Below are 21,790 nucleotides of genomic sequence, written 5' to 3'. Positions count from 1 at the left end.
CATTTCAATATAACAGAGTCTTGCGAGTCTGTAGAAAACCAGCCGATGAAGAGTGGGCGTGTGATGAGTTATCATCTCGCAACTCTAGGCAGGATATTTGAACCAGACAGGCAGCACTTTACACAAATACACCATGAACTTCCATAATCCTACCTGATGCTCAATAGTCCCAAACAGGTCGACACTAAGTTCAGGATAGGCTATGCCCAAGCCGAATAAGCCTGGTCCTATAATGCCCACATGAGGATTAGGAGTAACGTGTTCATAATTATCAATGGTCATATTTTTACGTCTTTCAAAGCCAACGGCGTAAATGACTTTGTCGCACTCTGGAAGATGGCGTGCAATATTTAATTCGCTTGGGTAGTAGCGGACAAGATTGGCAGGCAAAACACCGTCGATGTGTTTCCTGGCCCAAGCAGCCGTATCACCTTTCAAGCCTGTGTTATCGAATAAAATCCAATTGCCCATATTGATGGCATAACGGCAAGGGGAGCGATAAAAGTTAATCACTTTCTTTACCCCTAATTCGATAAGAGAGCGTAAAATCATAATGGCCGAATGAGAAGAGCCAAAAACTCCGTAAGTCTCATTCGTATCAACAAAATGGGCAAGACGCTGTTTATCGATTGCAATTTCAAACGGTACCACGTTAACACCCGGGTAGTTGAGGCTGGATGGAGCAGCCCCTGTCGCTAAAATAACATTTTTCGCTCTGTATTGTTGTGTGTCAGAGCATAAAGTCCAGCAACCGCCTGAGAGAGACAAGCTGTGGATGACAGTCTCTTCTGCAATAACCTGATTCACCAGAATGCTGGTAACCCATTGCAAGGGCTCCGCAACATCACTCAACAGGCAGGTATTATCAGGATCCAGGTTGTTTAAACGAAATGTGGAAGGGGCTTTTTTATAGGAAAATGAGTTTGCAGCATGCAGAAAACTTGAGAAGAGCTTGACCGTAGTATTACTGGAAACGTGCCGCCAGAGCTGTCCAAAATCACCCACTTTAAAATGAGGATCAATCCATAATATTTCAGAAGGCGCGATCCCATAATCCAATAGTTTACCTACTGCAGCAATTCCGGCAGGCCCCGCACCAACAACTGACCACTGAAAGGATTTCTGCTTCATTTTAATACCTAACGTGAGTTATGGATAAAGAGGATATAACAGCCCGTCGATACCCAGGGTACGTTCGGGCTGAGGAGATGCCTAAGCATCGTCTCGAAGCCTTGGCATGAAACATAAAATCCGCTACTAGGCTTCGAGACGGCATAAATGCCTCCTGAGCCCGAGCGGTTCGAGATAACAACTGATTTTATCCATAATTCACGTTACCTATGATTTATAAAGCTTGGCGTATGTGAACTCCACTGAACGCCTGGCCCAGTGGAATTCATCCATAGATATTTATGTCTCCAGCAAATAATTGAGGCGAATCATTGACCCTGGCAAATTTTATCAGCCATATACCCGATAGCCCCGGCATAATAAATGGAGTTATTATAACGCAGGATCATCTTGTAGTTGGGAAACGCCAGGAAGGTCGGGCCACCGTAAGGCTGTACGATACTGGCCTGCAAATTTTGATAGGGCAGGGGTTCGCCGCTTTCCGTGCGCACACCTAATGCATTCCACTCGCTGACTGGTTTGACTATGCCTTTCCCTTCCAGTTTCATATCAAACTTGGCAGGGAGTTTCACTTGAATAGCCCAGGGCTCTCCGGCCTGCCAGCCGTTTTGTTTCATGTAATTCGCTATGGATGCGAAAACGTCGGGCTTGCTCTTCCATATGTCTTTTCGGCCATCCCCATCGTAGTCGACCGCATATTTGACCCAGCTGGATGGTAAAAATTGAGGTTGACCAGAGGCGCCAGCCCATTCTCCTTTGAAATCAGCCAGGCTGACATGCCCGCCTTTCAGGATGTGTAAAGCGAGGAACAATTCCTTGCGGAAAAAGTCTTTACGGTTTGAATCATAGGCCAAAGTAGCCAGCGCGTTGATTACCGGGAAATTTCCCATGTAGGAGCCGTAACTGGTTTCCATACCCCAAAACGACACAATAAAGCAAGGATTAACTCCGTATTGTTGGGCAATCTCTTCCAGTATTTCCTTGTTTCTCTTGTACTCTTTTCTTCCAATCACAATTCGGTAATTGTCTGCTCTGGTATTACGATATTTCATGAACGTTAACCTGTGTTCAGGTTGAGAGCGTAAAAAACCTTTTATTTTACGGCTTGGTTCATGAATGCCGGCAAAGGCTTCATCAAATAAACTGGGTGGAATCCCTTGTTGTAAGGCTTCCTCACGCACCCCGGCAACCCATTGATTCCAGCTTTGACCTGCATAGGTTATTTGGTTAAATAACATCAGTGCAACAATAGCGAGCCCCCACTTTTTCATAGCTCTTCCCCTCAGTTATATTTATTGTTTGATAATATGTATTTCGCCCAGCGTTTCTTTCTCTTTAATTGTTACAAAAAACAATCCGCTCAAAACATACTGGTATTCTTAAAAGATAGCTCATTTATTAAAAATTGGCCTGTCTATTCGTCATTCTCTGGCAATATACCGACAAAGCTTGAACCAGAAATTCAAACCTAACAATAAGTATTGTACAGAAAGTAATCTTTCATGGAAATCTATAAGATGTGTTTGTATGTAAGTAAACTAGAATAAAAAGAAATGAGTGTTCATAGTATTACTGAGGCTTTGATCCACAGGAGTTAAATATGCATACCAAAAATATATTCACCTGGAGTTTAATGGGCGCAGTAATTCTATGAATGCCCTTATTTGCGAGCGAGCAAGTTAAATTGAAATCAATTGACTCATTAATCGATAAATACATTGAGAAATATAAAAATGAAGAGCTGGTTACAGGTGTGGGTGCGACTTTTTTAAGCGGAACTGAAATAATATCAACAGCCCATGGTTTTGAGAACAATAAAAGAAAAAAACGCCTTACAAATAATGCATATTTTCAAATTGGCAGCATAACCAAATCGTTTACAGCCGCATTAATCTTAAAGCTTGAAGCGGAAGGGAAATTAAACATCAACCAAACAATTGGAGATTGGTTGCCAGAATATGATGACTGGAAAAGCATTACTATAAAGCAATTACTTAATATGACAAGTACCATTCCAGGTTATGCAACGATTCCAACGCTTGCAGATTCGATTACTGATAATCCTAAAAAACAGTGGACTAGTGAAGAACTGGTAGATTTAGCATATGGATATAAACACCCCACCTCAGGTTATAATTTCTCTGATACCAACTACTTAATTCTGGGTATGATTATAGAAAAAGTCACTCATGATTCCTTTCATAATCAATTACAGGAAAAAATTCTAAAGCCCTTACAATTAAAAGAGATTTATTATATTACTGATTCTTATACCCCACATTTTTTAAAAAAATGCCGGAAAGTTACTATTATGGTAGAACAGTGGAAAACTTAAAACATGGTCAAAAGGCAACCAATGACAATTTATCAATGGCGGGACCTGCTGGTGCTATTGTTGCAACTACATCGGATGTCGCCAAATGGATAAAAGCTTTATTTTCATCCAATTTTTTACTGCCGAAACAGCAAATGGAGTTAAAATCCCTCATTTCGATGAAAACGGGTACTCCAATCTCCCATGTTGATTCAGAAGATCCTAATGGCTTTGGTTTAGGTGTTGTTCAAGGCTATAAGCCGCAATTGGGAAAATATTGGTATTATGAAGGTGATACAGTGGGATTTAGAGTCTTATATATTTATCATCCTTGTAATGAAAAAATAGTGGTTATTGCATTAAACAGTTCGCCTTTTGTTGATGAAGCAGCGGGAGATCATAGTGGTGATTTGTTATTGGAATTGTACAAAAACGCTTTTGGCATATCACAGAAATGTGAGTAAAATAGGGTAAAATCCAACTTCTTTTGGCAACCTTTCAAAAAGAGGCGAGTCATGCAAGAGGGATATAGGTTATGGTCTTAAAGTACTTGTAAATCCGGTGCCTATTTAGATAAAACACGCTTCTGGAATACCTCGTGTTTTTCATTATAAAATGAGTTTTTATAATTTGATAAAGTCGCTTCATTAAATTAACCGGTACAACCTCAAAATCTGGAGTAAGTAAGTTATGACCAATATCGATGTTCGCTGGCAACAACGGTTAAATAATTATGCAAGAGCGCTTCAACAATTATCACTTGCCGTCAACCTGGCGCAAACAAGACCCTTATCCGACTTGGAAAAGCAAGGCTTAATTCAAGCCTTTGAATTTACCCATGAGCTGGCTTGGAATGTGATGAAAGATTATTTCTTTTTCCAGGGAAATTCTGCAATTACTGGTTCTCGTGATGCAACACGCGAATCATTTAACAAGGGATTAATTAAAGAAGGTGAAATCTGGATGGAAATGATTAAAAGTCGCAACCAAACCTCTCATACCTACAACCAATCTGTTGCCGATGAAATTGTCAAAAATATTATTAATTCCTACCACACCTCTTTTCAGGCATTCCTGGATAAAATGCAAGGTCTGAAAGAGCATGAATGAGCAATTAAACCATCTGTATGGCTTGCCCAGCCATGCTATTGAAGCATTGAAATGTGTCTTTAAAGAGTATCCTCAAATTGATAATGCGATTCTCTACGGATCTCGTGCCAAAGGCACATATCATCAGGGCTCAGATATTGATCTTTGCCTTACCGGAAACTTATTAGGGATCACTGAATTACTTGCTATTGAAAATGCAATTGATGATTTACTGTTACCCTGGAAGGTTGATATATCCCTGAAACACACCATAGACAATCCCGATTTGCTTGAACACATTGAGCGAGCGGGTATCCTGTTTTATACAAAAGAATCATAGGACTTTAGGGTCTGTTGACATTCCGCTCGCTTGAGTAGAACAGTCTTGATTTTCGAGCACCGTAGCGGAGCACACATAGAAGTATGTGAGTAACGGAGCACAGAAAATCAAGGCTTTTCGGCCAAGATAGTAGAAATGTCAACAGACCCTAATAAACTATTCACTGCGTAAAGAAACCATCGGCTCCAGTTTCGAGGCCCGTCGAGCCGGATAAAATCCGAAAAAGATTCCAGTGGCAGCAGAAACGAGAAAACCAGCAATTGGGGGAAGTAAGTAGACGGTAAAAGTCCAGTCACTGAAATAAGCGACTATTCTGGTAAAAATCAATCCTAAAATAACTCCGAGCACCCCCCCTAGCAAAGACAGCATGACAGACTCCACTAAAAATAAGGCCTGGATTTCTCTGTTTTTCGCACCCACTGCTTTGCGAATCCCAATTTCTTTTTTGCGCTCGCTGACCGAAACCAGCATCACATTCATGACACCGATGCCACCAACCAGCAAGGATATTCCACCAATGACCGCTAACAGCAAGGTAAAAATACGACCCTGATTTTCCATGCTGGCTATAATTTGTTTGGCGCTGCGCGGAAAAACACTGAGCTTCGGTGCCTGAGAATTAATGATTTCCTTTATTTCATCAATGACCTCATCAATGGGGCTGTCAGGCTTGAGAAGAAATACCGCATTATTGATTTTGGCGTCCTTGCTGACCAGGCTCATTCCAGCCAGGGGAATAATGACAGCCTGATTAATGTCCTCATTAAAAAAGCCATTTTCTTTCCAACGCTCGGCAACGCCGATAATGGTATACAAGGATTGTCCTATGCGTAATTGCTTGCCAATGGGATCATCCAGGGTAGTTTCTTTGATTTGTTGTGCCAGGCTGTCGCCAATAACACAAAAATGCTCAAAAGAATCCAAAAAGGAAACAAAATGCCCCTGCGCCAAGGTCACATGGATAATATCAGCAAGGCTTTCATCGGCGCCAATCACCGCCCCCTGCATCACTTTGCCATTAAAGCTTAAAGTTTGGTAAGCCGTGCTGTAAGGCGCAATTCTTAGCACATAAGGGATACGCTCGGCTATCTGCTGCCATTGATCTATTGTTAACGAGTCGGATTCACTATGGGATTTGCTGGGCACCTTTTGATAAACAGAAACAGCGAGCAAATCGGTACCCAATGCCTTGAATTGCTCCAACGCCTTCTCGGTAGCCAGTTGTCCACAGCTAATCAAGGCAACGACAGCGGCAGTCCCTACCAATATTCCCAGCACAGCCAGAAGCGATCGGAGCTTGGATGCTGTTAAATTAACCAAGGCTTGTTGACAATGATTAAGAAAATTCATTGCCCGGACTCCGCTATAATTGCTCCATCGGCTAAGGTTATTCGGCGTTTGCATTGCGCGGCCACGTGCTCATCATGGGTCACCATGATAATAGTCCGGCCTTCCTGGTGTAAGGCCAAAAACAAATTCATTACCTCGCTACCTGTTCTTGAGTCCAGCGCACCGGTCGGCTCATCAGCGAGAATAACCTGTGGGTCGGTCACTAACGCTCTGGCGATAGCAACTCGCTGCTGCTGACCGCCAGATAATTGAGTTGGCCTGTGGCGGATGTATTGGCGCATTCCCACTTTATCCAATGCTTGTTCCACTTTTTCTTTTATCAAAGTGGGATTGACCCCTCGGTACGTCAAAGGCAAAGCCACGTTTTGCATTGCTGTAAAACGAGGAAGCAAATTAAACTGCTGAAAAACAAAGCCTATATTTTGATTGCGCAAATCAGCCGCCTCATCGTCGCTTAAGCTGGCCACATTTCTATTATTTAAGGTATAAGTTCCTGCATCCGGTTTATCTAATAAGCCGATGATGTTCATTAACGTGGATTTACCAGAGCCGGACGCACCGACAATAGCGAGCAAATCACCTTCGTTTACGGTCAAAGACACTGCTTTTAATACCGTGGTACTGATACCTTCAAGGTGATAAGTCTTCACCAAATCAGAAAGTTGGATTAAAGGTCTGTCAATCATAAACCACGACATCTCCTGATTTAAGGCCACTTTCAACCACTACTGAATCGGCTTGAGCGGCACCGGTAGTAATCATTCGTTTCTGAACTTTCCCCTTGGCTAATTGGACCTGAACAACGCTGCTGCCTTTTTCCCTTTTAACCGCCGCGATAGGGATCAACAATTGATTATTCGATTCCACATTCAGCTCTATGGAGGCACTCATCCCCACTTTAATCCATGACTGTTGTTCAGGAGTTAGGGAATTGACCTCCACTACGGCGGTAAAGGAGGGTAATCCACCCGTGCTAGTATTCGATGCCTGCGCATTCACCGCCACCAATTTACCTTTCAGCTGATGCCTGCCAAATGCAACGCCACTAATTGTTGCCTCCATTCCCGAGCGAATTTTATCAATATCTATCTCTGGGACATCAATTTCCACACTGATTCCTTTCAAATCGCCTATCAAGGCAATGACTTGCCCTGACTTTATAGTCGATCCTACGGTCACTCGATTGTTTTTATCCTCTCCTGATTTGGGAGGGTACAGCATTATTCCATCACTGGGAGCCTTTAAATGAATCAGATTATGATTTGAGGTAAGAATCTTCCTCACTTTGTCAAAATCAGCCAGACTGAGGTTGGATATATTCTGAGTGTTTTTATCATCCATTTTTTCCAACATTTCAGAAAGCTTGCGAGTGGCCTGCATCAAAGTGACTCGCGCTGTATCCAACCCGGATTTTTCACTTAAGTAATTGTTTTTGGAGATTAACCCGGCATTCCACAGCTCCTCGGTTCCTACAAATTTTGCCTTGGCAATGGAATAACTGTCTTTCGCCTTTAAGTAATCCGTTAATGTGTCGTTATACTGTTTTTGCAATTCATTGGAATTTAAAGTTAAAACAATCTCTCCCTTTTTAACCATCTGGCCATAATGGAAATGCATGGTTTCAACAACGGCTTCCATTGGACTGGTCAGGCTGCTTTCCCTTATGGGTTGCACAGTCCCGGTAAAATGCAAGGTCTTGTGTAACGGTCGAGGTTTCACTTCATACGTTTTTAATGAAGAGGTTTGCGGCTTATCAGAACTGCCACAAGAAACCAGCATTAAAATCAATGACACTATAGAGAATATTTTCAGATAATTGTTCATCCACCATACCTTAGTTTAATCTGCCAGTAATCCAGCGTCGTCCCTAAAATCCTTTGCAACGCGGATAACTGATTGAGATAAGCAATTTTTGCCCCTATCAACCCTGATTGTGCCTGAATCAATTGATTCTGAGTATTGTTCACATCTAGGGCGCTGGATATTCCTGCCTGTTGCTTTTTCTTTTCCAAAGCGTAAGACTGCTCTGCCAATTTGACTTGCTTTTGTGCCAGCTCATAGCGCTTGGCCAAGCTTTGAATATTATTGATGGTATTGGTTACACTGGTAATTAAAGCTCTTTTGGCCGCGATAAGATTGATTTTGTCTTTTTCCAACTGGACTTTAGCATTAATTAATTGGCTGCGCCGGCCAATGTCATTTAATGGAATGGTCAGGGTGACCCTGGCTGATTCCGTGATATTATTCCCATTGTAAATGCTGCTTAAACCACTGCTAGTCCCGGTGACATCATTGACTGCGCCGCCTTGCACAGTACCCGCCAAATCAAGCTGCCAAAGTTGCTGATTTTTTGCAACAGTATAAGCCCTCTCATCCGCACGCAAGGCCATTTTCTGGGCCAGATACTGAGTATTGTGACTTAATGCGATGGCAATGGATTCTTGCAAGTCAGGCACTATAATTTCCTTTATCGTCACATCACTGGGAACTGAAATATGCAAATCCGGATCAAGCCCAATCATTTGCAATAATTCCTGAGAGGCTAATTTAAAATCATTTTCACCTTGTTCTACCATCAAACTCAAAGATTCTATCTGGTAGGATTGCTGAATATTTCCGGTAGGTTCTAATTGTCCCGCTGCAATCTTTTTTTCATTAATACGATAGGATTTTCTGGCTTCTTCCAATTGCAAGCGCTGATTCTCTAAATTGTTCCCACTTAAAATCAAAGCCCTGTAGGCCGTAATCACCTGCGTAATCTGATCCATAACCGATTGCTGTAAACTTAATTTATTTAGCCATTCCTTATCAATCGCATCCAACAGTTTTGCTTCATTCGCTGACTTGCCAAATCCACGGAGCAAAGGCTGAGTAATAGATAAATTCAATACCGGATTATAGCTGTTGTTGGTGGAAACATTGTTATCGATGGATACGGACGCTTTCGTCCCCAATTTGGTTTTCAAATCCAATTCAGGACTGGCCAGAAATGAATGATTTGTAGCGCTGCCTATCCCTTCAAAAGTACTTTTCTGTACAACGCCTGAGGCACCAAGAGCATATTGCAATTCAAACTCATTATTAGCCAAACGCAATTGATAGCGCTGAATAATACGGTCTAATTCCGCATTCTGGATATTAGGATTATAACGCAAGGCCAACAGTATGGCTTCTCTTATCGTCAACTGATGCCTTGTTTTCTTTTTTGATTCAGGCGAGGTAGGCAACTCTATCCAATTTTTCAGCATGTATTCCGGGTTGGCGATAGCTGCGTTTAGTCTTTCCTCCGCTTGCTCCACTCTCTGAGCTTCAGCTAAAGGATTTTCTGTCCAGGAATAAAGTGAACTGCCAGTATTTGAAGAGGTCTTGGCACTTGCGGCATGAAAACTAATCAGGCCCGATAAAATAATTACCGGTAACAATGCTGTGCTTTTATTTAAAAATTTCACCGTTGTTATCGCCTGTGTTTATAAAAATGCCTATACATCAAAGTTATTCAAAATGATTAACCCCATACCCGGGTACCGAAAAGCGCTGCCTGTCCTGCAGGCGTAATGCCGTTAATTGCCCTCCCCAAAGACATCCGGTATCTATCGCATGAATCCGAGGATGAGAACTTTGCCCCATGAGCGCCGCCCAATGACCAAAAACGATATCCATTTCAATTTCTTTTCGGCATGGCACTTCAAACCAGGGATACAGATGATTGGGGGCTTTGGATAAAGTCCCCTTATAACCGAAATCTAATCGTCCATGGGCATCACAATATCGCATCCGGGTAAAATAATTGGTAATGACTCGTAATCTATCCAGTCCAACCAAACCATCTGACCAAATATCCGGCTTATTGCCGTACATATGGGCGAAAAATTCGTGATATGAATCGCCTGAAAGCACCGCTTCCAACTCATTAGCCAAGCCCACGGTCTTCGATAAATCCCATAAAGGAGCAATACCTGCATGACACATGACTAAGTTTAACTCAGATGACCTGCAAAGAAGGGATTGCTTGCGCAACCAATGCCCAAGCTCCTCTCCATCATCAGCCAGCATCACCTCTTCAAGTGTATCATCATGACCTTTCCAGGGTTGCCCGCCGAATAATAAGCCTAATAAATGCAAATCATGATTACCCAAGGTTATTTTGGGTTTCACAGGTAAGGAATAAATAAAACGTAATACAGCCAATGAATCAGGACCGCGGTTGACTAAGTCCCCAACAAACCACAAGCAATCTTCCTTTTCGTTAAAATCAATTAGCTCAAGCAGACGTTGTAAAGGATCATAACAACCTTGTACATCCCCTATTGCATAATCAGGCACCGCGTTTTGCTCCAAATGTCAATTGGGACATATCCTGCTCAATATTCTGCCATTGGCCATTTGCTGCCAATCGTTGCAAAGGCGCTATTGCAATCGCACTTGATTGCTGTGTAAATTGGCTGGTGTGTTGTGATTTATGAATTAACTCCAGTGCTGACATGGATTCTATTTTGCCAGTATTCAAATGATGCACCTGTACAGAGTTGGGCAAAGCAACCCCATATCCTGCAAAAACGACTCCGGTATACATTTGCTGAGTATGAGCCTGTTCAAAACGACTGGTTACATTGTCCCCCGCATCCCGGCCATGAAGTCCTAATGATAAAAACCCATTCTGTATAGCTTGCCAATTTTTATACTCAGGATGCTCACGAACAAACAATTGAAACATTTCAGGGCACATCAGCATGCCGCCAGGAACCATAAACAACGGAGCCTTGTTCACCATAATTCGACCTTCATCCAACGATTTGATAAGCCATTGGATGAATTCGACCCCTATTGCCTGTTCCTTTTCTGTTACGGATTCGGGTACACCGCCGGTAAAAGTTACAGCTCGGCCATAACGGCCACTTCGTCTTGCCCCACTTCGTGCCATAAACGCCAGAAAATAGCGCTGTATCGCAATGGCATCAGCCCGAATTAAAATAGCGCCCAAAGTACCAGCAGAACGATAATCTTCATTCAGTAAAGCTAACCAAACAGCCAATACTTCGGGATTGGAGGCAATCCAGGCAAAACCACTGGCCGGCATCAAAGTTCTGGCCAGCAACAAGTTAAGCCGGCGACGGAACTCCGCGTCTGCTTCTTTCTCAAACTGATAATCATAATAACTTCCAGTTTGGATTAAGCTTTCTAATAGAGGGTTCCATTGTTTTAACAATTGACCATTGCTATCAAATAAATTAATGCGAAACTCATCAAATAATTTGCCAATGCCTTGTAAAATTGCCGCTGAATAAAGAGCGTATTGCCAAAGCTTCTGTTCCTCGGAAAGCAAATCTGGCTGTTCTTGAACGGTAAACTCCTTGAATAGACTCAATGCGGCTTCTGTTCTGTTTAAAGCATGATCGACCAAACCACCGGGCTGGGAATAATAACTGTTCGCGGTTTCCGGCAAATTTTGACAATAGTTCACCAGATTCTCGACAAGAACAGAACATAAACTCTCATAACGAGATGCTTCCAACCCGCTCAATGCCCTCATTTTCTGGAGTAATACCTGGCGTTTCTCTTCACTCAGAAACTGCTCTGCGGTCACTATGCGGATTAAATCTTTTAATGATTTGGACTGAGCAGATAAAGAGCTTTTACGCTGACGATGAAACAAGATAACCTCCACAATAACTTATCATATAATTTTACACTAATTGGAAATAAATTTCGCTAGTTGGACATATTCCGCCACCGAAATTTGTTCTGGCCGCTTACCTCCATCAATACCTAAATCATTGAGTTGAGATAATGAGATAATCCCTTTCAAATTATTAGTAAGAGTTTTGCGTCTCATAGCAAATGCTTTCGCAACAATATTTTCCAGTTTCTCGGTGTTTATAGACTCAAAAGGCGAAACACGATAAGGTGTTAATCGAACTATTGCTGAGTCTACCTTGGGCTTGGGCTCAAACGCTTCTGGAGGAACATCAAATAAATACTCTACCTCACAATGATACTGCAACATCACGCTTAGTCGCCCATAGGCTTTAGTCCCGTGGACTGCTGCTATTCGTTCTACAACTTCTTTTTGTAACATAAAATGCATGTCATCAATACAAGTTATAAATTTCAATAAATAGATCAGCAATGGAGTAGAAATATTATAAGGTAAATTACCCACTACTCTTAAATGGGGGCCGAATTGACAAAAGTCAACAGTTAACGCATCAGCAGGAATTAAATTCAGTTTGCCTTGAGATACGGGCAAGCGGGTTAAATAGTTTTGTAAATCCGTATCGATTTCAATAGCTGTTAATCGATTCAGTTTTTGCAATAATGGCCGAGTTAAAGCGCCTAAACCAGGGCCAATTTCCAGCATATTATCATCCGCCAAAGGATTGATAGCGCATAGAATCTCATTAATAATAAATTTGTCTTGTAAGAAATTTTGACCAAAACGTTTACGTGGGCTATGCCTCACTTTCTATCACCTATGTTAGGATAAAATTAATTCAGTAATCTTGTTGACATCACAAGGTATACCCTATTGGGGAAGCCTGTTAATTTTACCGTAGGTTAGTGTCAAGTGCCAGCAAACCCCGACAATACGCAATAACTCAAAGCCTTCTCCCTTAATTTTAAAAATTTATATAGCGTAAACTCCAAGGTATGGGGTAAAATTCAACCACAATGACCAAGGTTGATATTCTTATCTATTTTTTTTAGTTATTTCAATCTGGAAAAAGCCATGTAACAAATAAAGTCAGTCGTATTTAGCCAATTGCTTTTTCCAGGCTTAAATTTAGGAAGTAAATAATGGCTTATAGAAAAATGCTTAAATCAAAAATTCATCGTGCTTGCGTCACACAGGCGGATCTGGATTATGAAGGGAGTATCACCATTTCACCAGAGCTTTTAAAAGTGGCAAACATATTGCCCTATGAAGCGGTTAATGTCTGGAACATCACTGCCGGAACCCGATTTGAAACTTATGCCATTACAGGTGAAAAGGGTTCAACGGATATCTGTGTCAATGGAGCGGCAGCTCATTTGGTAACCCCTGGTGATTTGGTTATTATCGCCTCTTTTACACAAATTCTGGAAGAAGATTGTGCAGCACATGAACCCACTGTTGTTTTTGTTGATCAATTCAATCGTCTGAAAGAAATCCGACCTGAAAGAATCGGTGTTAAAAGTAGAATTCCTTTCCCGGCTTGAATTGGACCCATAGCAATGGGTTCATATGCTACTGTGTCAGGCAATGATCAAAATTAGAAAAATCAAATGGAATGGTTTATTCTATGATCTCGGCATTCAACCCCAATGAGCTTTATGTTAATTCATTTAATTGAATTACGGCAAAGAGCAATCTATACCCTTCTCTGGTTTGGCGCTTTAGCACTATTGTTTTTTTTCATATCAGACCAGCTGTTTCATCTCCTGGTAAGGCCGTTATTGCGTTCTTTACCGAATCAAGAGGGCTTGATTGCCACACAGATTACTTCCTCGGTTTTCACCCCTTTAAAACTTGCAGTGGATACCGCTTTGTTGCTCACTGCTCCCTTTGCTTTATTGCAACTTTGGCGTTTTATGCGTCCGGGACTCTATAAAAACGAGCAGGAACAAATCAGAGGCACCATCATTTTAAGTCTTTTGCTCTTTGTCTTTGGGACACTATTTTGCTTTTATCTTGTCCTCCCTTATATGTTCCAGTTTTTTGCTCAGGCCCTTCCGGAAGGAGTGCGGCTCATGCCTGATATGGCTTACGCCATAGATTTCATTACGCGGATGCTGCTTTTGTTTGGTTTTTCTTTTCAGGTTCCACTAATTTGTCTTGTACTGGTAAAAACTCATTTCACTACGGTTGAGACACTTATAAAAATCAGGCCTTATGTGATAGTTGGGGCATTTATTATTGGTATGCTACTCACGCCCCCTGATGTTTTTTCTCAAGTTGCATTAGCCTTGCCTTTGTGTTTGCTTTATGAAGCGGGGATTATTTTAGCCAGGATTTATGGGAAATCCCCCGCGCACACTTTAATTCAGTAAGCTCAAGTTAAAAGCGGAATTACCGATATATTTGTCATAATGCTCAAAAACGGAGCCCATTATGAATAAAATAGCCAAATACAATATCGGTGATCTGGTTATTCATAAACGCATCAGATACCGGGCGATTGTTATTGATGTGGATCCCATATTCCAAGCCTCAGGAAAATACAATCCCCGGGCAACTCAGCATGAATTCGCAACAAGAAACCCATGGTACCGCCTATTAGTTGATGACAGCAGCCAAATAACTTATGTCGAAGAATGCCAGTTACTTCCTGATACGAGTCAGGAGCCTATCAACAACCCCAATATTGATGATTATTTAATTAAAAACAAGGGCAGTTATCAGAAAGCTATCTCGTCTCACTAACTTATGAGGTGGAGATGCCAACAGGGCATGGAGCTGGTTATGTATTCCTCAACATCAACACCAGCAAGGCAATAAAACCTATTAAAATCAGACCTAAAACCCCCATCGTCATAAAGCTTTTGCTCATATTTTCCTTGCTAAATTGCTCTGGGCTTCCCTTAATAAATCGGTACAATATAAAAATAATCAATCCGGCGCCAATGAGTCCTAAAATTTGATATAAAGTTTCCATTAATTCACTCCATTCCACTCAGTTTTTTGCATCATCTGTTTTGGATTCAAAACTAAAGGCATCTGAAAACATCTGGGTAGACGATATGCCATAACCAACAAAGCTATCACGAGTACTGTACACCATATCAAAAGGACCGCTGATGACAATTTGCCAGTCCCGTAGAATGTTTGCATGCCTGGCAAGAACTCGAGAAGCCAAAGTATCCTCACTTTTATCGGATAATAGAGAAAAATATTGGAAGTGGCTGGCATGAGAGCGCCAACTCCTTACTTTTTCATCCATGTATAAATCGCTTTGCGAGCGTGCTCCCCAAAATAACTCAAATGGCCTACTGTCCGCATCTGCTAGTAACTGCTCAATCATGGCTTTAATTGGCGCAAATCCAGTCCCGCCAGCAATGAATAAAATGGGTTTTTGGGGATGTAATTGATCGATACTGCATTCACCCAAAGGTAATCTTAAGCGCAGAGATCCATATTGTTTGATATGAGCCAATAACGATTGATGATAATCATTGTCCTGACTATGGCGAATATGTAGTTCATAACGATGAGAACCTAAAGGCGCATTTGCAATTGAATAACTAAACGCATCATTTGCAAACAGGATTTGCAAATACTGTCCAGCTTGATAATCAACGTATTCATCAGGCATTAAGACCAATCGCACGATGCTGTCCGTTAAAGGGGAAATGTCCTCCACCTGAGCTTGAATTATTTTATCTGTCATTATTTTAATCCTAACAAGGACCAATAACCATTTACTCTTTTAAGCACATCTTCATCCATCGTAATTGGTTTACCCCATTCTCTTTGTGTTTCTCCTGGCCATTTACTGGTAGCATCCATACCCATCTTGGAACCCAATCCTGAAACTGGGGAAGCGAAATCCAGATAATCAATGGGTGTATTTTCTACCATGACTGTATCGCGGGACGGATCCATGCGTGTGGTCATTGCCCATATGACATCTTGCCAATTGCGCGCGTCCACATCATCATCACAAACAATGACGAACTTGGTATACATAAACTGGCGCAAGAAAGACCAAACAGCCATCATAATACGTTTAGCATGTCCTGGGTATTGCTTTTTTATAGTGACTACAGCCAAACGATAAGAGCATCCCTCTGGCGGCAAATAAAAATCCACAATCTCTGGGAATTGTTTTTGCAACAAGGGAATGAACACTTCATTTAAGGCAACCCCCAAAATGGCTGGCTCATCTGGCGGTCTTCCGGTATAAGTACTGTGGTAAATAGGTTTATCGCGATGAGTAATACGCTCTACCGTAAAAACGGGAAAAGATTGGACTTCATTATAATAACCGGTGTGATCGCCATAAGGCCCTTCGGCTGCCTCATTTCCTGGCTCCAGGTAACCTTCCAAAACAATTTCTGCGCTGGCTGGAACATGCAAATCATTGCCAATACATCGAGTCAACCGGGTTCGTTGTCCTCTAAGCAAGCCCGCAAAAGCGTATTCAGACAAAGTATCAGGAACAGGAGTAACTGCTGCCAGTATGGTGGCTGGATCAGCGCCTAAAGTCACCGCAACAGGGAAACGTTCTTGGGGATATTCTTGTTGCCAGGCCTGGTAATCCAAAGCACCTCCGCGGTGAGATAACCAGCGCATGATCAATTTGTTTTTACTTAATAGTTGCTGGCGATAGATGCCCATGTTTTCTCTAGACTGGTGTGGGCCACGAGTAGTAACCAAACCCCAGGTAATTAGAGGAGCAACATCTCCGGGCCAACACGTTTGGATGGGCAATAACGTTAAATCCACTTCATCCTTTTCCCACACATGAGTCTGGCACTCGGCTCCACTGACATATTTGGGTGCCATATTCAGGGCTTGTTTCAATAAGGGCAACTTGCTAAAAGCGTCTTTGAAGCCTTTGGGAGGATCGGGTTCCTTTAAAGCAGCCAATAATTTTCCAATCTCCCTCAAAGCCACTATTGATTCCTCACCCATTCCCAAAGCCACGCGCTCTACCGTACCAAAAAGATTGGTCAGTACAGGCATGTTGTAATTGGGTGTATTGGTAAACAGAAGGGCTGGCCCTCCTGAGCGCAACACTTTATCGCTGACTACGGTCATCTCAAGATGAGGTGATACAGGATAATCAATACGTTTTAATAATTCACGTGATTCAAGTTGGGCTATGAAATCTCTCAGATCTGAATACTTCATTAATTATCTCAAAAAGAAGCTTACTGTAAACCCGTACCAGCACAGCTCAATACAGGCTATGAGCATGAATTATAAACCTGAAAATAAGGTGAATTTGAACCCCGAATTATGCTCCGCTAATTACGGGGTTAATTAATCATTTAAATTATTCCTGACGCTTCATTGCATCAAAGAATTCGGCATTTGTCTTATGATTCTTCATGCGTTCCAATAAGAATTCAATCGCATCACATTCATCCATGGATTGCAGGATTTTACGCAATATCCAGGTGCGCTGTAATTCTTCGGGACTCAACAGGAGATCTTCACGGCGAGTACCAGAGCGATTAATATTAATCGCAGGGAAAACCCTTCTCTCGGCAATATTACGACTCAAGTGGATTTCCATGTTACCTGTACCTTTGAACTCTTCGTAAATCACTTCGTCCATTTTGGAACCCGTGTCTACCAGAGCCGTTGCAATAATAGTTAAACTGCCGCCCTCTTCTATGTTACGTGCCGCACCATACAATCTCTTGGGTCTTTGTAGGGCATTCGCATCAACACCACCAGTCAGTACTTTACCTGAAGCCGGTACAACCGTATTGTAAGCTCTGGCCAGGCGAGTGATCGAATCCAGCAGAATAACCACATCACGTTTATGCTCAACCAGACGTTTTGCTTTTTCTATTACCATTTCGGCAACCTGGACATGGCGATTGGCGGGCTCGTCAAAAGTACTCGCAACAACTTCCCCTTTGACAGAACGCTGCATTTCCGTTACTTCTTCAGGACGTTCATCAATCAGCAAAACAATGAGATAGCATTCAGGATAATTTTTTTCTATAGAGCGAGCAATGTTTTGCAACATTAATGTCTTACCTGCTTTCGGAGGTGACACGATCAAACCACGCTGTCCGCGGCCGAAAGGAGCGCATAAATCAACTACTCTTGCCGTGAGATCTTCTGTGCTGCCATTACCTTGCTCCATAACCAGACGCTCGGTAGCAAACAAGGGAGTTAAGTTTTCAAATAAAATCTTACGCTTTGCGCTATCCGGTGTATCGTAGTTAATTTGATCAACTTTTAATAAAGCAAAATAGCGTTCGCTGTCTTTGGGGGGGCGGATTTTACCAGAAATAGTATCCCCCGAACGAAGACCGAAACGTCTGATTTGACTGGGAGAGACGTAAATGTCATCAGGGCCCGCCAGATAGGAGCCATCAGCGGAACGCAAGAAACCAAAACCATCAGTCAAAACTTCCAAAACACCATCGCCATGGATGTCTTCCCCTTTTAAAGCATGGGCTTTAAGGATGGCGAAAATGATGTCTTGCTTGCGCATACGGGAGGTATTTTCCACACCCATCTCTTGAGCGATATTAACGAGATCGGCAATAGGTAATTGCTTAAGTTCACTAAGATTCATACTTCTCACTTGATTTGTTGTTTAAATGAATTGAATATCCGAAGAAAAAATTATGTTAGGGAATAGCAGCTAAGGAATCCGCTGCCTATGTGGCTCACTTGTTTTAAAGTATGTCACATATAGGTACAGGCTATCACAGCTTTACAACAAGATCCAACATTTTTAAACTAAAAATAAAAAGTTATTTTGACTTTTTTGATTTTAACTTTTAAATCTTTAAGAAAAAATCCCTTTAAGTAGGTTAATTTTAACACAAGCCCCATAAAAAAGTAAAAGCCCTGTAAATAAATTTTCATCTCAGGGCTTTTTAACTTTAATACCGTTACAAATTACTTTCAACAAAAGCACTTAATTGGGATTTAGACAGCAAACCCATTTTAACTGCTTCAACCTGACCATTTTTAAAAAGAATCAACGTTGGGATACTCATCACACCAAATTTAGCTGGAGCTTGAGGATTTTCATCGATATTGATTTTAGCAAACGTCATATCCTTACTATGAGTGGCTGCCACTTCTTCCAGAATAGGTGTCAATGCACGGCATGGTCCACACCACTCAGCCCAAAAATCAACAAGAACAGGCTTGGATGAATTAATAACATCCTGCTCAAAGCTTGCATCGGTTACTGTTTTAATATGATCACTCATAAATAAACCTCAGTTATTAGAAATATAAAGGTCTGGTCGAAGACCAGATTATGCTATTCGATCCAAAATCTTTCCTGTGTATCCTGTGTGTTTTGTTTTAGAGCAAACACAAGATTTTCAAAAAGAGTAGTTTACATATAATACTCCAGAAATACTTGTAATAGAGCTATAAAACAAAAGACGCAGCTTATACCGATTTGGAAAGAAGTCTATTATAGATCACCTCCTGCAGCTTGCAAAACACTTAACGCAGTTATTGCCGCGGTTTCCGTACGTAATACTCGCGGCCCCAGTGACAAAGGCAGAAATCCATGACCACTGGTCAATCTAATTTCCTCATCACTGAAACCACCTTCCGGGCCAATAATCAAGGCAACATCAGGAGGTTGGACAGGATAATCGCGCCATGTCTTGCTAAATGCCGGATGCAAAATGAGCTTGAGATGTTCTTTGGCTTCTCTGACAAATTGATCCAAATAAACTGGCTGTCGCAACTCTGGAATTTGATTACGCCCACATTGCTCGCAAGCTCCAATGATAATGTTAAGCCATTGGTGCATTTTTTTTGCCATTTTTTCTTTGTCTATTTTAACTTGGCAACGCTCGGTAATGATAGGTGTAATGCATGCCACACCTAACTCTGCCGATTTTTGCATCACCATTTCCATCCGATCGCCCTTGGAAATGGCTTGAGCCAAATGTATCTTTAATGGGGATTCCCTGTTCACCTCAAGAACAGAGGCAATTCTAACGAATACCTGCTTTTTTTTGACCCTCTCAATCGATGCTGTAAACTCTTTGTTGTCCCCATTAAACAGTGTCAGTTGTTCACCTTGCTCCATGCGCAAGACTACACCAACATGCTGCCCCGCCTCAGGCGATAATTCCAGAACTTGCCCCGGCTGGTATTCTCCGGGTTGATAGATACGTATTGTTCTCACAGCCAATTATTCCTCATTTCGATAATGACACTATAACAAAAATTACCAATTTACGTCTGCTATGCTAGAATTTTGGCGATTGATTTTATTCTTTCCCAACTCGCTGATAAAGCAGCTAGACATAAATAAACATAATCAACAGATTAACTTTGCTAAGGAATTGATAACATGGCTAAAACACGTGTAGAAACAGACAGCATGGGTGAAATTGAAGTCCCGTCTGATAAATATTGGGGCGCCCAAACCGAACGTTCATTGCATCACTTCAATATAGGCAAAGACATTATGCCACGCGAAGTAACCCATGCCTTTGGCATCCTGAAAAAGGCAGCCGCCCTGACGAATCTTGAGTTAGGCAAATTACCAAAAGACAAAGCGGATTTGATTGTTCAGGCAGCAGAAGAAGTGAGCAAAGGGCTATTGGATGAGCATTTTCCCTTGCATGTCTGGCAAACAGGAAGCGGCACACAATCGAATATGAACGCCAATGAAGTCATTTCCAATCGGGCCATTGAGCTGGCTGGCGGCACCCTAGGAAGCAAGTCCCCTATTCATCCCAATGATCACGTCAATATGTCTCAATCATCGAATGACACCTTCCCAACAGCCATGCATATTGCAGCGGCGATGGCTTTTAACGAAAAATTGTTACCTGCTGTACGCAATTTACGTCATGTTTTCGCAGCGAAAATGGACGCTTTCAAAAACATCATAAAAATTGGCAGAACCCACTTGCAAGATGCGGTTCCACTGACTTTGGGACAAGAGTTTTCAGGTTATGTTGCCCAACTGGATGCGTGCATTCACCGTCTGGAAGAAGTCTTGCCTGAATTATATGAGCTGGCTGCCGGGGGCACTGCTGTTGGAACCGGATTGAACACCCATCCGCAATTCGCAGCCAAAGTCGCTGAACACATCGCTAAAATCACCAAGCTGCCTTTTGTGACCGCTCCTAACAAATTCGCCGCTCTGGCTTCTCATGAACCCCTGGTGCATGCGCACGGTGCCATGAAAACTCTCGCCTGCGCATTAATGAAAATCGCCAATGACATACGCTGGCTCGCCTCAGGACCTCGTTGCGGGATTGGTGAGCTGATTATTCCAGAAAATGAGCCAGGCTCATCCATCATGCCAGGCAAAGTCAACCCGACACAATGCGAAGCCATGACCATGGTTTGCGCCCAGGTACTGGGTAATGATACAGCCGTTGGAATTGCTGACAGCCAAGGCAATTTTGAATTAAACGTGTTTAAACCGGTTATCATATTTAACGTATTGCACTCATTAAACCTGCTTGCCGATAGCTGCCACTCCTTCCAGGAATTTTGCGCAGAGGGAATAGAGCCTAATCAGCCGGTAATTGATTACTATTTACACCACTCCCTCATGCTGGTTACTGCTCTTAACCAGCACATTGGCTATGATAAAGCGGCTAAAATCGCCAAAACCGCTCATCATGACAATATTTCATTGCAAGAAGCCGCCGTGAAACTGGGAATTTTAACCGCCGAGCAATTTGCTGCATTTGTGAAACCGGAAAAGATGATTTCCCCTGAGCAATGAAATTGACAGGATTAAGACATGCTGGGGTTCTGGTATGTCTTAACCTAAGATAACGAGATTGACTGAACAGAAATGATTAATTGCATTAATTGAGAAGCATGCTTCAATTTCAAATCGCAGAGTATTTCACATGGATTTTGAAGGGAATTGCTACGTTGTTAAAATACAACAAAA

General features: G+C 42.0%; 23 protein-coding genes. 8 read left to right on the top strand and 15 right to left on the bottom strand.

Annotation, left to right across the window (positions count from 1 at the left end; genetic code table 11):
* Positions 1–84 precede the first annotated feature (84 nt).
* Positions 85–1,131 (bottom strand): FAD-dependent oxidoreductase, encoded by a 1,047-nt coding sequence (locus OQI99_RS12445; protein ID WP_061513048.1) that lies wholly within the window; start codon positions 1,129–1,131, stop codon positions 85–87.
* 308 nt (positions 1,132–1,439) lie between these two features.
* Positions 1,440–2,402 carry a lytic murein transglycosylase gene (locus OQI99_RS12440; RefSeq protein ID WP_061513047.1) on the bottom strand — a complete coding sequence of 321 codons (963 nt, stop codon included), beginning with the start codon at positions 2,400–2,402 and terminating at the stop codon, positions 1,440–1,442.
* Between the two features lie 413 nt (positions 2,403–2,815).
* Here OQI99_RS12440 and OQI99_RS12435 point away from each other — a divergent pair, with 413 nt between their 5' ends.
* The 4 genes from OQI99_RS12435 (at position 2,816) to OQI99_RS12420 (ending at position 4,874) form a co-directional block, all read left to right on the top strand.
* Positions 2,816–3,466: a serine hydrolase domain-containing protein gene (locus tag OQI99_RS12435; RefSeq protein ID WP_265732114.1), complete on the top strand. Its 651-nt coding sequence runs from the start codon at positions 2,816–2,818 to the stop codon at positions 3,464–3,466.
* On the top strand, positions 3,454–3,909 hold the full coding sequence (locus OQI99_RS12430; RefSeq protein WP_265732113.1) for a serine hydrolase: 456 nt from the start codon (positions 3,454–3,456) through the stop codon (positions 3,907–3,909). Before OQI99_RS12435 ends, OQI99_RS12430 begins: the two co-directional genes overlap by 13 nt.
* Positions 3,910–4,135: 226 nt before the next feature.
* A complete protein-coding gene (locus tag OQI99_RS12425; protein WP_061513046.1) occupies positions 4,136–4,555 on the top strand; it encodes a nucleotidyltransferase substrate binding protein in 420 nt (139 codons plus the stop codon).
* Positions 4,548–4,874 (top strand): nucleotidyltransferase family protein, encoded by a 327-nt coding sequence (locus tag OQI99_RS12420; protein WP_061513045.1) that lies wholly within the window; start codon positions 4,548–4,550, stop codon positions 4,872–4,874. Before OQI99_RS12425 ends, OQI99_RS12420 begins: the two co-directional genes overlap by 8 nt.
* Positions 4,875–5,030: 156 nt before the next feature.
* Here OQI99_RS12420 and OQI99_RS12415 read toward each other — a convergent pair whose 3' ends face one another.
* Genes OQI99_RS12415 through rsmA form a run of 7 tightly spaced genes read right to left on the bottom strand, consistent with a single transcriptional unit; the run spans position 5,031 to position 12,684 of the window.
* Positions 5,031–6,224 (bottom strand): ABC transporter permease, encoded by a 1,194-nt coding sequence (locus tag OQI99_RS12415; protein WP_061513044.1) that lies wholly within the window; start codon positions 6,222–6,224, stop codon positions 5,031–5,033.
* A complete protein-coding gene (locus OQI99_RS12410; RefSeq protein ID WP_011216765.1) occupies positions 6,221–6,910 on the bottom strand; it encodes an ABC transporter ATP-binding protein in 690 nt (229 codons plus the stop codon). The genes OQI99_RS12415 and OQI99_RS12410 overlap by 4 nt, the downstream gene beginning before the upstream one ends.
* Positions 6,903–8,048: an efflux RND transporter periplasmic adaptor subunit gene (locus tag OQI99_RS12405; protein WP_061513043.1), complete on the bottom strand. Its 1,146-nt coding sequence runs from the start codon at positions 8,046–8,048 to the stop codon at positions 6,903–6,905. The genes OQI99_RS12410 and OQI99_RS12405 overlap by 8 nt, the downstream gene beginning before the upstream one ends.
* Positions 8,045–9,673 (bottom strand): TolC family protein, encoded by a 1,629-nt coding sequence (locus tag OQI99_RS12400; protein WP_061513042.1) that lies wholly within the window; start codon positions 9,671–9,673, stop codon positions 8,045–8,047. Before OQI99_RS12400 ends, OQI99_RS12405 begins: the two co-directional genes overlap by 4 nt.
* Before the next feature lie 43 nt (positions 9,674–9,716).
* Positions 9,717–10,547, bottom strand: a complete 831-nt coding sequence (locus OQI99_RS12395) for a symmetrical bis(5'-nucleosyl)-tetraphosphatase (RefSeq protein ID WP_061513041.1) — start codon at positions 10,545–10,547, stop codon at positions 9,717–9,719.
* On the bottom strand, positions 10,540–11,877 hold the full coding sequence (locus tag OQI99_RS12390; RefSeq protein ID WP_195911909.1) for a conjugal transfer nickase/helicase domain-containing protein: 1,338 nt from the start codon (positions 11,875–11,877) through the stop codon (positions 10,540–10,542). Before OQI99_RS12390 ends, OQI99_RS12395 begins: the two co-directional genes overlap by 8 nt.
* Before the next feature lie 36 nt (positions 11,878–11,913).
* The gene (rsmA, locus tag OQI99_RS12385; protein WP_061513039.1) at positions 11,914–12,684 is read right to left on the bottom strand and encodes a 16S rRNA (adenine(1518)-N(6)/adenine(1519)-N(6))-dimethyltransferase RsmA; all 771 of its coding nucleotides are present in this window, start codon (positions 12,682–12,684) and stop codon (positions 11,914–11,916) included.
* A 335-nt stretch (positions 12,685–13,019) separates the two neighbouring features.
* On the opposite strand from rsmA, the gene panD reads away from it, so the two are divergent.
* The 3 genes from panD to hspQ all read left to right on the top strand — a co-directional run bounded on the left by panD (position 13,020) and on the right by hspQ (position 14,625).
* Positions 13,020–13,421 (top strand): aspartate 1-decarboxylase, encoded by a 402-nt coding sequence (gene panD / locus OQI99_RS12380; protein WP_061513038.1) that lies wholly within the window; start codon positions 13,020–13,022, stop codon positions 13,419–13,421.
* A 105-nt stretch (positions 13,422–13,526) separates the two neighbouring features.
* Entirely contained in the window at positions 13,527–14,252 is a 726-nt protein-coding gene (gene tatC / locus OQI99_RS12375; protein WP_080282132.1) for a twin-arginine translocase subunit TatC, read from the top strand.
* A 61-nt stretch (positions 14,253–14,313) separates the two neighbouring features.
* Complete coding sequence (hspQ, locus tag OQI99_RS12370; RefSeq protein ID WP_061513037.1) at positions 14,314–14,625, top strand: heat shock protein HspQ; 312 nt, start codon at positions 14,314–14,316, stop codon at positions 14,623–14,625.
* 37 nt (positions 14,626–14,662) lie between these two features.
* On the opposite strand, the gene OQI99_RS12365 is transcribed toward hspQ, so the two are convergent.
* The 6 genes from OQI99_RS12365 to OQI99_RS12340 all read right to left on the bottom strand — a co-directional run bounded on the left by OQI99_RS12365 (position 14,663) and on the right by OQI99_RS12340 (position 20,059).
* A complete protein-coding gene (locus OQI99_RS12365) occupies positions 14,663–14,857 on the bottom strand; it encodes a hypothetical protein (protein WP_011947826.1) in 195 nt (64 codons plus the stop codon).
* Between the two features lie 18 nt (positions 14,858–14,875).
* Positions 14,876–15,589, bottom strand: coding sequence for an NAD(P)H-flavin reductase (locus tag OQI99_RS12360; RefSeq protein WP_061513036.1), 714 nt, complete (start codon positions 15,587–15,589; stop codon positions 14,876–14,878).
* Complete coding sequence (gene ubiD, locus OQI99_RS12355) at positions 15,589–17,055, bottom strand: 4-hydroxy-3-polyprenylbenzoate decarboxylase (protein ID WP_061513035.1); 1,467 nt, start codon at positions 17,053–17,055, stop codon at positions 15,589–15,591. The genes OQI99_RS12360 and ubiD overlap by 1 nt, the downstream gene beginning before the upstream one ends.
* Positions 17,056–17,200: 145 nt before the next feature.
* Positions 17,201–18,463 (bottom strand): transcription termination factor Rho, encoded by a 1,263-nt coding sequence (gene rho / locus OQI99_RS12350; protein WP_011216778.1) that lies wholly within the window; start codon positions 18,461–18,463, stop codon positions 17,201–17,203.
* A 322-nt stretch (positions 18,464–18,785) separates the two neighbouring features.
* Positions 18,786–19,112: a thioredoxin gene (gene trxA / locus OQI99_RS12345; RefSeq protein ID WP_010948620.1), complete on the bottom strand. Its 327-nt coding sequence runs from the start codon at positions 19,110–19,112 to the stop codon at positions 18,786–18,788.
* 212 nt (positions 19,113–19,324) lie between these two features.
* Positions 19,325–20,059, bottom strand: a complete 735-nt coding sequence (locus tag OQI99_RS12340; RefSeq protein ID WP_080447247.1) for an Lpg2936 family Dot/Icm T4SS effector methyltransferase — start codon at positions 20,057–20,059, stop codon at positions 19,325–19,327.
* Between the two features lie 162 nt (positions 20,060–20,221).
* Here OQI99_RS12340 and fumC point away from each other — a divergent pair, with 162 nt between their 5' ends.
* The gene (gene fumC, locus OQI99_RS12335) at positions 20,222–21,616 is read left to right on the top strand and encodes a class II fumarate hydratase (RefSeq protein ID WP_061513034.1); all 1,395 of its coding nucleotides are present in this window, start codon (positions 20,222–20,224) and stop codon (positions 21,614–21,616) included.
* Positions 21,617–21,790: the final 174 nt, after the last annotated feature.

It is taken from the genome of Legionella sp. PATHC039, from assembly GCF_026191275.1.
Taxonomy (GTDB): domain Bacteria; phylum Pseudomonadota; class Gammaproteobacteria; order Legionellales; family Legionellaceae; genus Legionella; species Legionella pneumophila.
Note: the sequence above shows the minus strand (reverse complement) of the source record. Positions and strands in the feature narration are given on the sequence as shown.

Coding starts and splice junctions, on each gene's coding strand:
- OQI99_RS12425 (WP_061513046.1), top strand. CDS start 4,136: ATGACCAATATCGATGTTCGCTGGCAACAACGGTTAAATAATTATGCA.
- OQI99_RS12410 (WP_011216765.1), bottom strand. CDS start 6,910: ATGATTGACAGACCTTTAATCCAACTTTCTGATTTGGTGAAGACTTAT.
- OQI99_RS12360 (WP_061513036.1), bottom strand. CDS start 15,589: ATGACAGATAAAATAATTCAAGCTCAGGTGGAGGACATTTCCCCTTTA.
- rho (WP_011216778.1), bottom strand. CDS start 18,463: ATGAATCTTAGTGAACTTAAGCAATTACCTATTGCCGATCTCGTTAAT.
- OQI99_RS12445 (WP_061513048.1), bottom strand. CDS start 1,131: ATGAAGCAGAAATCCTTTCAGTGGTCAGTTGTTGGTGCGGGGCCTGCC.
- OQI99_RS12440 (WP_061513047.1), bottom strand. CDS start 2,402: ATGAAAAAGTGGGGGCTCGCTATTGTTGCACTGATGTTATTTAACCAA.
- trxA (WP_010948620.1), bottom strand. CDS start 19,112: ATGAGTGATCATATTAAAACAGTAACCGATGCAAGCTTTGAGCAGGAT.
- OQI99_RS12405 (WP_061513043.1), bottom strand. CDS start 8,048: ATGAACAATTATCTGAAAATATTCTCTATAGTGTCATTGATTTTAATG.
- panD (WP_061513038.1), top strand. CDS start 13,020: ATGGCTTATAGAAAAATGCTTAAATCAAAAATTCATCGTGCTTGCGTC.
- hspQ (WP_061513037.1), top strand. CDS start 14,314: ATGAATAAAATAGCCAAATACAATATCGGTGATCTGGTTATTCATAAA.
- ubiD (WP_061513035.1), bottom strand. CDS start 17,055: ATGAAGTATTCAGATCTGAGAGATTTCATAGCCCAACTTGAATCACGT.
- tatC (WP_080282132.1), top strand. CDS start 13,527: ATGAGCTTTATGTTAATTCATTTAATTGAATTACGGCAAAGAGCAATC.
- OQI99_RS12420 (WP_061513045.1), top strand. CDS start 4,548: ATGAATGAGCAATTAAACCATCTGTATGGCTTGCCCAGCCATGCTATT.
- OQI99_RS12415 (WP_061513044.1), bottom strand. CDS start 6,224: ATGAATTTTCTTAATCATTGTCAACAAGCCTTGGTTAATTTAACAGCA.
- fumC (WP_061513034.1), top strand. CDS start 20,222: ATGGCTAAAACACGTGTAGAAACAGACAGCATGGGTGAAATTGAAGTC.
- OQI99_RS12365 (WP_011947826.1), bottom strand. CDS start 14,857: ATGGAAACTTTATATCAAATTTTAGGACTCATTGGCGCCGGATTGATT.